At 71.3% G+C, this 13,767-nt stretch carries 12 protein-coding genes; 3 read left to right on the top strand and 9 right to left on the bottom strand.

The features are described 5' to 3' along the window. Position 1 precedes the first annotated feature (1 nt). Together OJ254_RS27685 and OJ254_RS27680 are read right to left on the bottom strand one after the other, a co-directional pair. A complete protein-coding gene (locus tag OJ254_RS27685) occupies positions 2–1,678 on the bottom strand; it encodes a PH domain-containing protein (RefSeq protein ID WP_265364552.1) in 1,677 nt (558 codons plus the stop codon). Further along, entirely contained in the window at positions 1,675–2,208 is a 534-nt protein-coding gene (locus tag OJ254_RS27680; RefSeq protein WP_265364551.1) for a PH domain-containing protein, read from the bottom strand. The genes OJ254_RS27685 and OJ254_RS27680 overlap by 4 nt, the downstream gene beginning before the upstream one ends. A gap of 246 nt (positions 2,209–2,454) precedes the next feature. On the opposite strand from OJ254_RS27680, the gene OJ254_RS27675 reads away from it, so the two are divergent. Then, the gene (locus OJ254_RS27675; RefSeq protein WP_265364550.1) at positions 2,455–3,057 is read left to right on the top strand and encodes a TetR/AcrR family transcriptional regulator; all 603 of its coding nucleotides are present in this window, start codon (positions 2,455–2,457) and stop codon (positions 3,055–3,057) included. Positions 3,058–3,169: 112 nt separating this feature from the next. Here OJ254_RS27675 and ssgD read toward each other — a convergent pair whose 3' ends face one another. Then, positions 3,170–3,583: a spore wall synthesis regulator SsgD gene (gene ssgD, locus OJ254_RS27670; RefSeq protein ID WP_261954773.1), complete on the bottom strand. Its 414-nt coding sequence runs from the start codon at positions 3,581–3,583 to the stop codon at positions 3,170–3,172. Between the two features lie 599 nt (positions 3,584–4,182). Here ssgD and OJ254_RS27665 point away from each other — a divergent pair. Further along, positions 4,183–5,274, top strand: coding sequence for a beta propeller repeat protein (locus tag OJ254_RS27665; RefSeq protein WP_265364549.1), 1,092 nt, complete (start codon positions 4,183–4,185; stop codon positions 5,272–5,274). 142 nt (positions 5,275–5,416) lie between these two features. Here the strand turns inward: OJ254_RS27665 and OJ254_RS27660 are convergent, their stop codons facing one another. After that, the gene (locus OJ254_RS27660) at positions 5,417–5,923 is read right to left on the bottom strand and encodes a MarR family winged helix-turn-helix transcriptional regulator (protein ID WP_261954771.1); all 507 of its coding nucleotides are present in this window, start codon (positions 5,921–5,923) and stop codon (positions 5,417–5,419) included. A 341-nt stretch (positions 5,924–6,264) separates the two neighbouring features. Further along, positions 6,265–8,346, bottom strand: coding sequence for an FUSC family protein (locus OJ254_RS27655; RefSeq protein WP_265365335.1), 2,082 nt, complete (start codon positions 8,344–8,346; stop codon positions 6,265–6,267). A gap of 144 nt (positions 8,347–8,490) precedes the next feature. Here OJ254_RS27655 and OJ254_RS27650 point away from each other — a divergent pair, with 144 nt between their 5' ends. Beyond that, positions 8,491–9,084 (top strand): TetR/AcrR family transcriptional regulator, encoded by a 594-nt coding sequence (locus tag OJ254_RS27650; RefSeq protein ID WP_265365334.1) that lies wholly within the window; start codon positions 8,491–8,493, stop codon positions 9,082–9,084. A 402-nt stretch (positions 9,085–9,486) separates the two neighbouring features. Here the strand turns inward: OJ254_RS27650 and OJ254_RS27645 are convergent, their stop codons facing one another. The 4 genes from OJ254_RS27645 to OJ254_RS27630 all read right to left on the bottom strand — a co-directional run bounded on the left by OJ254_RS27645 (position 9,487) and on the right by OJ254_RS27630 (position 13,536). After that, positions 9,487–9,798, bottom strand: coding sequence for a hypothetical protein (locus OJ254_RS27645; protein ID WP_265364548.1), 312 nt, complete (start codon positions 9,796–9,798; stop codon positions 9,487–9,489). A gap of 871 nt (positions 9,799–10,669) precedes the next feature. Further along, the gene (locus tag OJ254_RS27640; RefSeq protein ID WP_265364547.1) at positions 10,670–11,485 is read right to left on the bottom strand and encodes a DeoR/GlpR family DNA-binding transcription regulator; all 816 of its coding nucleotides are present in this window, start codon (positions 11,483–11,485) and stop codon (positions 10,670–10,672) included. Positions 11,486–11,679: 194 nt separating this feature from the next. Beyond that, entirely contained in the window at positions 11,680–12,561 is an 882-nt protein-coding gene (locus OJ254_RS27635; RefSeq protein WP_265364546.1) for a class II fructose-bisphosphate aldolase, read from the bottom strand. Between the two features lie 69 nt (positions 12,562–12,630). Continuing rightward, a complete protein-coding gene (locus tag OJ254_RS27630; protein WP_265364545.1) occupies positions 12,631–13,536 on the bottom strand; it encodes an SIS domain-containing protein in 906 nt (301 codons plus the stop codon). Positions 13,537–13,767 lie beyond the last annotated feature (231 nt).

Below are 13,767 nucleotides of genomic sequence, written 5' to 3'. Positions count from 1 at the left end.
GTCACCCCTGCTGCGTTCTCCCCGAACTCCCCGGGAACGTCCGGGAATCCACCGGGTCCACCGTGGATTGCCCGGCCGGAACGAGGAACTCCGCCAGAACCCCCGGTCCCGCGACCGCCGCGAACCCGGCCGCCTCGCCGGCCGCCAGATCCCGGACGCGATAGCCGTCCTCACCCGCCGCGACCGCCGCGGTCAACGTCACCAGACCGGACCGGCGGGTGAACGGCGAATCCGTGAACGTCCACGCCGCGATCGCGGACCGCTGGAGGACCAGGGTGTCGCGGCTGAAGGTGCCCGACCGGGCGACCAGGAAGCCGCCCTGGAGACCGTGCCCCAGACTGCGGTACGCGTCCCGCGCCAGCCACAGCACCAGCGGCGTGGCCACCACCGCGAAGACCCAGGCGCAGTGCAGCAGTACGGGGGTGAGGGCCGCCCCCAGCCCGGCGAGCAGCGCGGTACCGGGCAGCACGACGCACAGCATCCCGCGCACCCTGCGGCGCCGGAGGGCGGCACGGGGGTGGGGGGTCAGGGAGGCGGGAGCGGCCGGCAAGGGTGTGCGGAGAGCGCCGGCCGCCACCCGCAGTGCCTCCGCGCGCGGTGCCGGCGGCAGCAGCCCGCTCCGCTTGCGGTTCTCCTCGCGGTTGCCCAGACCGCCGGCCACCGCCCTGACCAGCGCACCGCCACCGGCCCGCAACATCAGCGGCTCCCGCAGCAACACCCCGCGCAACCGGGCCCGTTCGATGGCGACCGACCGGGTCGTGAACAGCCCGCGCCGCACCTGCAGCGTGCGGCCGTCGGTCCACTCCAGGCGGTAGTTCCACCAGTTCTCGACGTAGAGCGCCACGGCACCGACCGAGCCCAGGGCGAGGACGGCCAGCAGCGCCACCGGGACCGTCACCCAGAGGGCGCTCGTGCCGAACTCGGCGAACGCCTGCCGGACGATGCCGAGTTTCCACGGCTCGATGCCGATGCCGTCCAGCACCCGGTAGACCGAACCCGCCGCCGCGAACACCCCGCCGACGACCCAGAACGTGAGCGGCGCGTACCGCAGCCAGCGCCAGTCGACACGGGCCAGCACCGGGTCGCCGTCGGCCGCCGCACTGCCGGCCCGGGCCAGCAGCTCCGCACGCAGCCGCGCCGCCTCCGGGGCCGCCAGCGCATCCAGCGACAGCGCCCCACCGCCCTCGCCCGACCCGGCCGTACCGGCCCGCAACACGGTGACGCCCAGCAGCCGGTGCAGCGGTGACGCGGTCAGATCGACGGTGCGGATGCGGTGCAGCGGGATGCTCCGCAGCCGCCGGTTGAACAGCCCGCTGCGGATGTCGAGGGTGGCGGCGTACCGGGTGGGCGCGGCGCCGCCCGCCGGGTCGGGCCGCGCAGTCGTGTGGCCCGCCGCGTCGGCACCCCCGTCGAGGCTCACCCGGAACTCGGTGCGGGCCCAGCGGATCAGACCGAGCGTGGTGACGACGGCGAACGAAGCGGCGATGACGGCCAGGGTGATCCAGCCGCGGGCGCTGATCCGCCCCCCGGTGGCCAGCGCCGTCAACGCCAGCGAACCGAGCGGCGCCGCCATCCAGCCGCAGTGCACCAGCAGCGTCCGCGGATCCAGCCGCCGCCACCGGGGCGGGTGCGACGGGTGGTTCCACGGCATCGGCCGCGCCGGGTGTGAGCTGCTCATACGGCATCACCCGGCACCTGCTGCGCGGCCTCGCCGATCCGCCGCGAGAGCTCCTCGGCGTCCGCGTCCGACAGCCCCGCGATTTTTATGTCCCCGGCGGTCGACGCGGTGGTGACGGTCACCGTCGCCAGCCCGTACCGCCGCTGCAGCGGACCGCGCACGGTGTCGACCGTCTGCACCCGGGACAGCGGGGCTATCCGCCGCTTCTGCCAGAACCAGCCGCCCGCCGCGTACACCGCCCGCTCGCCGAGTTCCCAGGCGTGCACCGCGTACCGCCACCGCGGCATCACCACGAGATAGCCGAGTCCCGGCACGACGAGCACGACCAGCAGCAGGGGCCCCAGCCACGGCAGGGCGCCCGGGAAGAACAGCACGGACAGGACCGCCATGACCAGTGCGGTCAGCAGCATCGGTCCGCTGAGCGTCAGCAGCGCCTGCGCCGCCCACCAGCGGCGGGCCCGGGGATCGACGCGATGGCGGGGCGGGCGCAGGACGAGGGCGGCGTGGGGCTCGGCCCCGGGCTCGGACATGCGGAGTCACCGTTTCCAGGTCAACTGTATTGGATGGCGGTACGTTATAACGGTACAAGCGACTTGCAAAACGAGAAGCGAGAAGCGAGAAGCGCGAAGCGCGAGAGAAGCAAGACGAGCAAGACGCACGAGAGAAGCAAGAAGCGCAAGGAGCGCGAGACACGTGAGAAGCGTGAGGAGCGCGAGACACGTGAGAAGCGCGAGAGACCTGAGAAGCGCGAGGAGCGCGAAAGGAAGTCCTCCGCCGTGCCCAAGAAGGTGGACCACGAAGCCCGACGGCAGGAGATCTCCGCCGCGCTCTGGCGGATCGCCGTCACCCGCGGCCTCGACGGCGCCAGCCTGCGCGATGTCGCCGCCGAGGCCGGCATCTCGCTCGGCCGGCTGCAGCACTACTTCCGTACCAAGGACGAGATGCTGCTCTTCGCCCTCCGGCGGATCAACCAACTGGCCGCCGACCGCGTCCGCGAGCGCATCGAGGCACTCACGGGCGAGCCGACGCCCCGAGAGGTGCTGCGCGCCTGTCTCTCCGGGATGCTGCCGCTGGACGAGAAGAGCCGCACCGGCCTGCTGGTCGGCGCCGCCTATTACGTGCGCGCCGTCCACGACCCCGCCCTGCGCGCCGAGGCCCAGCAGGGCATCCCGCAGCTCCGCGACTTCTTCGTCAGCCAGCTCCAACATGCCGTGGAACGCGGCGAGTTGAACCCTGAGCGCGCCACCGCGGAGGAGGCCATGCTGCTGATCAGCACGGTCGACGGACTCGCCACCTACGTCCTGCTGGACGTCCACCAGCCGGAAACCGCCCTCCGTCTTCTGGACCGCTGTCTGGACAACCTCTTCGGGGAGGGGTGAGGGACGAGCCCCGGGGGGCGGGCGCTTACGGGGTATGGGTCTGCGGGTGCGGGTGCGGGTGCGGGTGCGGGAGCGGGGCGGGGGTGGGAGCGGGGTGGGGTGGGGGAAGGGCCTACGCCTCGCGCAACAGGGCGGCGAGATCCGCCTCGACGTCCAGATGCCGCGCCTCATCGCCCTGTGCGACGACCCCGTACGACAGTTCCAGGAACTCCCGCAGCTCCTGCGCCATGAACTCCACGACCGCCATCCCGCCGTCGGTGCGCAACTCGACCATGATCTCCTCGGACGTACACGGCCAGACCTGCACATCACCCGCCCCGGCCGGCCCGTACAGCCCCTCCTCCAGCAGTTCCCGGCCGAACGTCCACACCACCTCGGCTCCGTCCAGCGAGGCCGCCGGCGGAAAGACCAGACGCACCGCGAACGGGTCGGTGCGGTCGTACCGCAGGCTCGCCGGAATCACCCGCGACCGGGGAGCGGTCGCGATGAGACGGGCCTGAACGGCATGGTCGATGACGCTGGACATCGCGTGACTCCCTAACGGTGGTGACGGTGGTGCGGGCGTGCGGACACCGCGCATCGCTGACACCGTGCATCGCTGACTCTGCGCATCGCTGACACTGCGAATTGCGGACACTGCGAATTGCGGTGATGCGGTGGTGCGGTAGTGCCGTGGTGCGGTTGTGCAGGAGTGCGGATGCGGCCCCCGTCCATTAGGACGAGCGGGCGGCGGGACCGGGTGCGCCCGTTACCGCGGGATTAAGCGTGAGCTGCGTCACGAGCGGGAGGGTCCGGAAGGGGAGGGGAGGGCAGGTCGCATGAGGTAGGCCCCGGCATATGTCGATGTGTCAGCACATCACCCATGTCGGCCGGCCGACGGTCTGGACGTGACCACCCGGCTCGGCTAGCTTCCACGCACTGACGTGAGCGGGGTGGGGCGTGAGTGGGGTGGGGCCGATGCGGCGCACGGCGCGCAGGGTGAACGGGGGCAGGGGCGTGACTGAGGGCGTTGGTGTTGGTGTAGGCGTTGGTATTGACGTCGGTGTGGGCGTGGGCTTTGCCGGTGCCAGTGGCGGTGGCGGGGGCCGTGGCAGTCGAACTCGCCTGCGCGAGCTGGCAGTTGGGGTGACCGCGCTCGCGGCCGCGCTCCTCTCCCTCGCCACCGGCCCGGCCGCCGCGGCGCCCGCCCCGCCTGACCCTTCGACCACCCGTGAACCGGTGCCGGCGGCGGCGCTCACCGGCCCGCACGCCGGCTGGCACCTCAAGGACAGCGGCAGCACCGCCCGGTTCCGCGGCCTGGCGGCCGTCAGCCGGCGCACCGCCTGGGTGGCCGGTACGTCCGGCACCGTGCTGCGCACCCGCGACGGCGGCCGGCACTGGGCCGACGTGTCGCCGCCAGGCGCCGCGACGCTGGAGTTCCGCGACATCGAGGCGTTCGACGCGCGCCGTGCGGTCGTCCTGGCGATCGGCGAGGGGGAGGCGTCCCGCGTCTTCCGCACCGACGACGCCGGCGCCACCTGGACGGAAAGCTTCCGCAACACCGACCCCCACGCGTTCTACGACTGCCTCACCTTCTTCGACTGGCGCCACGGCATCGCCCTCAGCGACCCCGTGGACGGCAGGTACCGCGTGCTGTCCACCGGGGACGGCGGCCGGAGTTGGCGCGTACTGCCGTCGGACGGTATGCCTCCGGCACAACCGGGCGAGGCGGCGTTCGCCGCCAGCGGCCAGTGCCTGGTCTCCACCGGCAGCCACGACGCCTGGATCGCGACCGGCGGCGCGGCCACCGCCCGCGTACTGCACTCCGCCGACCGCGGCCGCACCTGGTCCGTCACCGACGCCCCGATCCCCGCGGGCGACCCGGCCCGCGGCGTCTTCGCGCTGGCCTTCCGCGACCGCACCCACGGGCTGGCGGTCGGCGGCGACTTCCGCGCCGACCAGCCGTCGCCCCACGCCGCCGCGGTCAGCGCCGACGCCGGCGCCACGTGGACAGCGGCCGCCCGTCCCCCGCAGGCGTACCGCTCCGGCGTGGCCTGGCTCCCGCACTCCCGCCGGCTCGCCCTGGCGGTCGGCCCCTCCGGCAGCGATCTGACCGCCGACGGCGGCCGCACCTGGCGCCCGTTCGACACCGGCTCGTACGACACCGTCGACTGCGCCCCCGACCTCGGCTGCTGGGCCGCGGGCGAACGCGGACGAATCGCCCGCCTGGAGCCGTGATTAGGCGCATGGCTCCGGCGGCACGACTGGGGCGGTGATCAGAGGCATGGCCCCGGCCGTACGACTGGGGCGGTGATCAGGCGCATGGCTCCGGCCGCACGACTGGAGCCGTGAGAGCGAGCCGGAGGTATTGCGCGCCGCGTCAGTCCAACAGGCTGCCGAGTCGCCCCTCCAGTACGACCAGCAACTCGCTGAGCGCCGCGGAGAGTTCCTCCTGCCGCTGATCGCCGATGCCGTCGAGCAGCGAGGCCTCGTACCGCAACTGCTCCGGCAGCAGCCGGTCGATGATCTCGCGTCCTTCGTCGGTCAGCGACAGATGGGCGACCCGGCGGTCGCGGTCGTCGGGCCGACGGGCGATCAGCCCCCGCTCCTCCAGTTGCCGCACCCGCTTGGTCACCGCAGCACCGGAGGCGAACGTCTCGCGGGCCACCCGCCCGGGCGTCAGCTCGCGGTCCATTCGGCGCAGCGTGCCGAGGATGTCGAACTCGGGACGGGTCAGCCCGGCGCGCCGCAACGGCGCATCGGCCGCCTGCTGCAGCAGCGCGGAGCAGCGGTTGAGCCGTCCGATCACCGCCATCGGGCCGGTGTCCAGCCCGGGGTGCACCTGCTGCCACTGGCGCAGCACCCCCGCGACGATGTCCTCGGTCACCCGCACTCTCCTCTCGGCCATTGCGTACGCCTTCAATTGTGCCTGCTCATACGGCACCGGACGCGCGTCGTGGGGCCGGTGCGCGGGCCGGGGGAGGAGCACCGGGGGAGGCGCAGACCGAAGCCGGAATCGAAGCCGCAGCGGGAGCGGCCGCCGGAGCCACAGCGGCGGGAAAGCCGAAGCCGGAGCCACTGCAGCGGGGAATGCCGAGGCCTGAGCCGCAGCAACGAGGGAAGCCGACGCCGGAGCTGCAGCAATGGGGAAACCGAAGCCAGTGCCGAAGCCGCAGCAACGAGGGAAGCCGAAGCTGGAGCGGGACCGCGGGACCGCGGTCCCGCAGCCTAAGTCGGAGCGGACGCGGCAGCCGCAGCGTGCGCAGACGCGGAGGCCGGCGCCGATACCGAAGCCGAAACGGAAACCGACGCCGATACCGAAGCCGAAACGGAAACCGGCGCCGATACCGAAGCCGAAACGGAAACCGACGCCGATACCGATACCGAAGCCGGCGCCGACGCGGGAACCGGTTCTGAGAGCCGCCGTACGAGGCCGGCCAGCGTACGGTGCCCCTGCTGCTCGGCACGGGCGATCCGTTCCTCCGGGAGCGCACGCTGCCACCATTCCCCGGACGCCACCTCCACCGCCTCACGCAGCTCGACCAGCCCCTCGGCCAGCCGGTCACGTGCCCAGCCGACCCTCCGCACGTCCCCCTCCGACCCCCGTGGCGACGGCTCGGCCGCGAGGGCGAGCAGCTCCCGCGCGGCGTCCTCCGCCGCCACGACCCGTTCCAGCGCGGATTCGATCCGGTCCGCGGCCCGTCGATTGGTGATCAGCACGCAGCAGGCCACCCCCACGGCCGCGCCCACCACCGTGTCGATCCAGCGGTCCGCGATCAGCGTGTGCGCCGGCAGCGGATTGCCGAAGGCGGTCAGCAGCAGCGCCATCGGCGTCACGCAGACCGACCCCAGCCAGTAGTTGCGGGTGATGCACGCCTCCGCCCCGAGCTGGAAGGCCAGCGCCAGCACGATCATCGCGAACTGGCCCGTGTGGATCAGCGGCAGCAGCACCGTGAACAGCAGCAGCCCGAGCAGATTGCCCAGCGTGCGTTGCAGGGCCCGCTGCCAGGAAAGCGTGGTGTTCGCCTGGTAGATGGAGGCCGCCGTGACCACGGCCCAATACGGATGCCCGACACCGACAGCCATCGACGCCCAGCCCGCCAGTACACACCCGAGGGCGACCCGCGCACCTATGGGCAGCAAGGGCGACCCGGGAGCGAGCCGCGCCAGCACGGCGCGTACCGCACCTGCGGCACGCGGATGCCCCGGCCCGGGCCGTCGCAACCCGGCTGCCCCCTCGGCACCGACGACGGCCGCATCCTCCGCCGCGACCCCCGCCCATTCCTCGGCCTCCGCTGCCGAGAGCGTGACCTGCGGCATCGTCCGCCCACTCCGCAACGCACGCGCCCAGCCACCGAGCCGCTCGGCCTCAGCCACCCGCCCCAGCCACCCCGACGCCGCTGCCCCTGCCCCTGCCGGTGCCGCCGCTCCTCGCCCTGCCGGTGTCCCGCCCAGCGCCGACTCCGCCCGCACCAGCAGTCGTTCGAGTGCGGCACGCACCGCAGCCCTCTCCGGGGTACGAGCCGGCACCAGGAACAACGTGTGCCAGGCCGCATTGACCGCAGCCGCAGCCCCGTGCCGAGCCTGCACCACACCCGCAGGCACCACACCTGCAGGCACCACACCTGTGTGCCCCGCGCCCACCCGTACCGTTTCCCCGTGCACCGCTTCGATGAGGTGCGTCTTCTCCGCGCGCAGCAGCCCCGCCGCGGCCTCCAACGCCCGGGCGACCGCGATCCGCTCCGGACCGTGCGGCCGTACGAGCGCGGGCGCCATACACACCAGCCACGCCAGTACGCCGGTCCCGAGCGTCAGCGCGAGGTGGAGCGGCACCTGCCCGAGGCGCTGCGGCACGAAGAAGGCGGACGCCGCGATGAACGTCAGGATGAGGTTCCCCGGCGGCCCGATGCGCGTGGCGTCGCAGAGCATCTTGTGAACTGCCGCGACCAACGAGGCGAGGACCACGAGCAGAGCGGTCGAGGCGATGAGCGACGCCGCGGTCAGGGCGACACCCACGCTCGCGACCATGCCGAGCACGACCCACGGCAGCGTGCGGGCACGAGCGGCGTACGGCAGCCCGTGCGCGTACAGCGCACACATCGCCCCGGCCGAGGTGTAGAGGACGAGATCCAGCCGGCCCAGCGCGAACAGCGTGAGGTCGGGGATCCCGAGAGCCACGACCGCGCTGAGCGCCGGCTTGTGCCAGATGTCGACGGGACGGCGCAGCCGCACGGTGCTCTTGATCGGCAACGGCCGGACGCGCACCACGACGCTCCCCGGCCCGGCGTTCCGGTGCCCTCTCGTCCACATCCCGGCAGGTCTGGCGTGCTTCCCCATACCTTGAGGCTAGCAGAAGATTCCCAAGTGTTTTACTCGCGAAATATAGGCCTGCGGCTCCGGTACAGCCGCAACGGGAGTGACAATGGCCGGGTGCCAGCCGCCAAGAAGAAGACCATGACCGCCCCGGCGTCACCGGAGCGCCGCAGCGAACTGCTCAACACCGCGGCCGAGGTGTTCGCCGCGCAGGGTTACAACGCCACCACCGTCCGCCGAATCGCGGACGAGGCCGGAATGCTCGCGGGCAGCCTCTACTACCACTTCGACTCCAAGGAATCGATGCTGGACGAGATCCTGTCCACGTTCCTGACCGAACTCTGGGACGGCTACGACGCCGTGCTCGCCGCCGGACTCGGCCCCCGGGAAACCATCGAGGCCCTCGTCACCGAGTCCTTCCGGGAGATCGACCGGCACCGCGCCGCCGTCGCCATCTATCAGAAGGAGGCCCGGCACCTCGCCGACCAGCCCCGCTTCGGCTATCTCGCCGACTCCCAGCGGAAGTTCGAAAAGGCGTGGCTGGGCACCCTGGAACGGGGCGTGGCCGACGGCGTCTTCCGCGCGGACCTCGACATCCGGCTCACCTACCGCTTCGTGCGCGACACCGTCTGGGTCGCCGCGAGCTGGTACCGCCCGGGCGGCCTGCACAGCCCCGAGGAGATCGCCCGCCAGTACCTCTCCATGGTCCTGGACGGCATCGCCGTACGCGCCTGACCACAAGGCCGTACGCGCCTGGTCGCGAGGCCGTACGCGTCTGACCGCGGGCTGTACGCGTCTGACCACAAGGCCGTACGCGTCTGGCTGCAGCGTCGTGCGCGAGCGACCGACCGCAGCGGGCGTGGGTGGCTGCCCGCACTCAAGCACGGCCGGCCTGCCGCGCAAGCCCACGTCGCGCCGCGCGTCCACGCGGCGACGGACGGGTGGTCCGTCCACGCGGCGACTGACGGACGGTGGGCCGCCGATTCCCTCGACGGCCCACGCTCACTACTCGCCACTCACTTCTCGCAGCTCACAGTGCACCGCTCACCGCTCGCGCCTCACCGCTCGCGCCTCACTGCGCAAGACTCACGGCTCAAGACTTACCGCTCGAGACTCACTGCTCAAGACTCACTGTCCTCAGCAGGAAACGTTCTTCACATACAGCGCCCGCGGAATCCCCGTCGTGCCGTACCAGACGTCCTTCGTCGCCCCCTTGGCAAGGCGGCCGCTCGGGTCGCTGTGGTGAGGAATGACGATCTTGTAGCACGACACACGCTGGGTGCACAGATTCGCCAGGCGCACGTATCGCTGCTGACCCTTGTTGAAGTACTTCCGGACCTTGACGCACTGCGGTGAGTGGTCGGCGGCCGCCGCTGGCGACGAGGCGACCAGGGTGAGCGAGGCGCTGCACGCCACCGCTGCCAGCGATATGGCCATGATCTTCCGCACGTGATCTCCCCCGTGGAAACTCAGATTCACCTTCAAACCCCCGCGAAGCATACGAACGGCTTCGCACGTTCATTCCCCATTGTCCACACGCGCCCCGGGAAAACAGCCTCGGGGGTCTCACAGGGACACAAGCGCGACACAAGAGCGACCCTTTCGGGACCGGCCCTTGCCCACCCCGGCCCCGCCGTTTGCCCGAAGGTGCCGCGCCAGCTCGGGGCGAAGGGCACTGCGCCAGTTCGGGCAGAAGGGCACTGCGCCAGCCCGGGGCGATGGTGCTGCGCCAGTTCGGAGGCGAAGGTGCTGCGCCAGCTCTGGCCGAGGGTGCCGAGGCAGCTCCGGCTGTGAAGATTGCCGCGCCACCTCGGACTGAAGGCCGGGCCAGCCGGCCCGGTGTCGCCCGGCATCCACCCCGTCCTCGATCCCGCCCGCCACCACCGACTACAGCTCGTCGATGCGCCAATACTCCAGGTCATGTCGAGTCAGCTCGGCCCGCTGAGTCGGCTCGGCCACGTCACCCTGCTCAGTCCCGCCACTGCCCAGTACTCCCCACGCCCGGGCTCCCGCCACGCCCAGTACTCCCCACGCCCGGGCTCCCCGCGCAGCTGGCGCCCGACCTCCCCACCCACAGCCTGGGCCGAGCGCACCTGCCGCCCGCAGCTGCCGTCCCCCGGGGGCCTCCCGGGCCCCCGCCCCCACCGCCCCGCCCACCCCTGCCCACCCACGTCCCAGCCCTCGCCCCACTCCCACCCAACGAGGGCGATCAACGAGAGGCTCAACAAGAGGCAATTAACAAGAGGCAATCAACCTCGCCACCCGCTCGCACTACCTACTTACCTACCTCCTACGCATAGGCGCTCGCTCGCTCGCTCACTCACTCACTGACTCGCTCGGTCACGGGTGGGCGTGCCGTCACCACCCGCAGCCCTCGGTCTGCGAACTCCCGGCGGGCGGCTTCCTTGGCGCTCGCGTCCGTGATGAAGGTGTCAAAGACGTCCGTGTCACCGACCCGGGCGAAGCACCGTTCGCCGATCTTCGACGAGTCCGCGACGATCACCGCACGCCGGGCGCGCTCCGCCATGAGGCGGTTGACCCGGGCCTCGGCCTCGTCGTGAACGGTGGCCCCCATCACCGGGTCCATGCCGTTCGCCCCGATGAACGCGATATCGATCGAGATCTGCTGGAGCACCAACTCACTGAAGGGTCCGACCAGTTCGAACGACCGGGAGTGCGCCACCCCGCCAGTGAGCACAATCTTGATCTGCGGCCGCACGGCCAGCTCATTGGCGATGTTCAGCGAATTGGTGACGATCGTCAGATGAGGCTGCGGGCCCGCCTCCGCGAAGTCCGGACGTGTGGCGAGCACCCGGGCGATCGCCGTGGTCGTGGTGCCACCGCTCAGCCCGACCACATCACCACGCTCGACCAGCTTCGCCGCGGCCTGTGCCACCGCTTCCTTCTCCGCCGACCGGTGCGCATGCTTGTAGCGGATCGGCAGGTCGTACGCCACCGAGCTGAGCACTGCCCCGCCCCGGGTGCGGGTCAGCAACTGCTGTTCGGCGAGAGCATCCATGTCGCGCCGCATCGTGGCGGCCGAGACTTCCAGTGCGGTCGCTGCCTCCTCGACATCCACCCGACCCCGCTCACCGAGCAGCTCGAGCAGTGCGTTCATCCGTTCATGGCGCTTCATGGCGCGAGCCTAATTCGTTTCCATCGGCCACGATGACGCCCGGTCGGCCCCCGCGTTCGCCGCATCTCTCGCCGCTTCCTCTCCCTCCGTCTCCTCTCTATCTCTCCATCTCTCTATGGGGCATCGCATCTCTCTATGGGGCGCTGCCTCCTTGCCTCCTTGCCTCCTTGCGTGTCTGAGCCGCGGGCCGGTGCTCAGCCGCGCGCCGGCGCCTGGGCCGCGTACTGCCCGGGCACCGCCGCCGGAGCGGCCAGTACGCCCAGCAGTCGTGCGGCCTCTTCGGTCACGGCCTCCCGCGCCGGTTTGACGTACTTCCGGGAGTCGACCAGTGACGGGTTCGCGTCCAGCGTCCCGCGTATCGACCGGGTGAAGACGGAGACCAGATGAGTGGAGATATTGATCTTCGTCATTCCGGCGGCGATGGCCCGGCGCAACTCGTCGTCCGGCACGCCGGAGGACCCGTGCAGGACCAGCGGCACCGGCAGCGTGGCACGGAGCGCCGCGATGAGCTCCTTGTCCAGGACGGCCGTGCGCTCGTGCATCGCATGGGACGAACCCACGGCCACGGCGAGGGCATCCACGCCGGTCGCGCTGACGAATGCCAAGGCCTCGTCCGGATCCGTGCGCACGCCCGGCGCGTGTACGCCGTCCTTGCCGCCCACCTCGCCGAGCTCCGCCTCGACATAGGCCCCTCGGTCGTGGCACCAGGAGGTGAGTTCGGCGGTGGTGGCGACGTTCTCCTCGTAGGGAAGGGCGGAAGCATCCACCATGACCGAACCGACCCCTGCGGTGATGCCCTCGCGGACCAGTTCGGCATCGGTGATGTGGTCGAGATGGACCGCGATCCGGGCGCTGGAGCCCTCGGCAAGGGCCAGCGTGGCCCGGGTGATGGGGAGCAGGCTGCCGTGGTAGCGGATGCAGTTCTCACTGATCTGCAGGATCAGCGGAATGCTGGTGCGTTCGGCCGCCGTGACGAGTGCCTCGGCGGTTTCCAAATGGATGACGTTGAAGGCCGCCGCGCCGACGTGCGCCTCACGTGCGGCGTCGATCAGGGACGAGGTGGGGACCAGGGGCATGGGATGTGAACTCCCTTGCAGGACAGGTGAGATGGGGAAGGGGGGACGGTGACGCGGAGGGTCGGCGGGCTATGAGGCGGCCGGGGCCTCGAGCATCACCGAGCGGGTGAGGCTGCGCGGGTTGTCCGGGTCCAGGCCGCGGGCCCGGGCACGCTCCAGCGCCACCCGCTGGACCAGGACCAGATCGGCCAGCGGATCGCGCGCATGGCGCACGAAACGCGCACCCGTTCGCACCACATCGGCCTCCAGTCCCTCCGGGGCCTCGCCGAACAGCCAGGTCACCCGACCGGGCGCGGCTATCGAGATGGGGCCGTGGCGGTACTCCATGGCCGGGTAGGACTCCGTCCAGCTCTGCGATGCCTCCCGCATCTTGAGCGCCGCCTCGTTGGCCAGCCCGAACGTCCAGCCCGTACCGAGGAAGGAGAACTGTTCGGCGTCCACCCACTCCTTCTCGACCGCTGCGGTCAGGGCCTCTTCCGCGTCGGTCACGGCCCGGGAGACGTCCTCGCCCAGATGCGCGCGCAGCAGCGTCAGCGCCGTGGTCGCGAAGCGGGTCTGCACCACCGACTTCTCGTCGGCGAACGGAAGCTCGACCGTTTCGTCGGACAGGGCAACGGCCGGCGTCTCGGGGTCACCGAGGATCGTCACCGTCGGAATGCGGCCCTTGACCGCGTCGAGTACCCGCAGCACTTCGGTCGTGGTGCCCGAGCGGGTGATCGCCACCACCGCGTCATAGCCGCGGTCGCCGCCGAGGAAGGCCTCGGAAGCGGCGAACGGGTCCGTCACGCCCAAGCCGGCGCTCTCGCGCAACGCCGCGTACGACTGCGCCATGAACCATGAGGTGCCGCAGCCGACGACGGCCACTCGCTGCCCCGCCTTCGGCAGCGGGCCGGCGGCCGCTCCGATCCGTGCGGCCTGCCGCCAGGTCTCCGGCTGGCTGTGCAGCTCCTGCTCCATGTACGAGGTCTCGCTCATGGCCCACCCTCCCGTGATGTGTGAAGCGGTCTTGCTCCGTTGCGGCCGGTTCCCTCCGACCTCGGCTGGATACTCTGCGAGCGGATTGCTCGAAACTGCAACTTTGGCGTCTGTTGCAATCGACTGTACGCATCATCGCTCTAGCGATCCATCCCTCGAAAGAGTGGCTGCGGGCAGAGGGGCAGGGAACAGCCATGCCCGCGCTGCAAGATTCTGAGGCGACTCGTGGGT

The sequence above is a fragment of the Streptomyces endophytica genome, from assembly GCF_026153355.1.
GTDB classification, from domain to species: Bacteria; Actinomycetota; Actinomycetes; order Streptomycetales; family Streptomycetaceae; genus Streptomyces; species Streptomyces endophytica.
Note: the sequence above shows the minus strand (reverse complement) of the source record. Positions and strands in the feature narration are given on the sequence as shown.

What these genes read in the sequence shown, in the direction of transcription:
- OJ254_RS27685 (WP_265364552.1), bottom strand. Translation starts at nt 1,678, where the DNA reads ATGAGCAGCTCACACCCGGCGCGGCCGATGCCGTGGAACCACCCGTCG.
- ssgD (WP_261954773.1), bottom strand. Translation starts at nt 3,583, where the DNA reads ATGTCCAGCGTCATCGACCATGCCGTTCAGGCCCGTCTCATCGCGACC.
- OJ254_RS27640 (WP_265364547.1), bottom strand. Translation starts at nt 11,485, where the DNA reads ATGAAGCGCCATGAACGGATGAACGCACTGCTCGAGCTGCTCGGTGAG.
- OJ254_RS27655 (WP_265365335.1), bottom strand. Translation starts at nt 8,346, where the DNA reads ATGTGGACGAGAGGGCACCGGAACGCCGGGCCGGGGAGCGTCGTGGTG.
- OJ254_RS27635 (WP_265364546.1), bottom strand. Translation starts at nt 12,561, where the DNA reads ATGCCCCTGGTCCCCACCTCGTCCCTGATCGACGCCGCACGTGAGGCG.
- OJ254_RS27630 (WP_265364545.1), bottom strand. Translation starts at nt 13,536, where the DNA reads ATGAGCGAGACCTCGTACATGGAGCAGGAGCTGCACAGCCAGCCGGAG.
- OJ254_RS27650 (WP_265365334.1), top strand. Translation starts at nt 8,491, where the DNA reads ATGACCGCCCCGGCGTCACCGGAGCGCCGCAGCGAACTGCTCAACACC.
- OJ254_RS27680 (WP_265364551.1), bottom strand. Translation starts at nt 2,208, where the DNA reads ATGTCCGAGCCCGGGGCCGAGCCCCACGCCGCCCTCGTCCTGCGCCCG.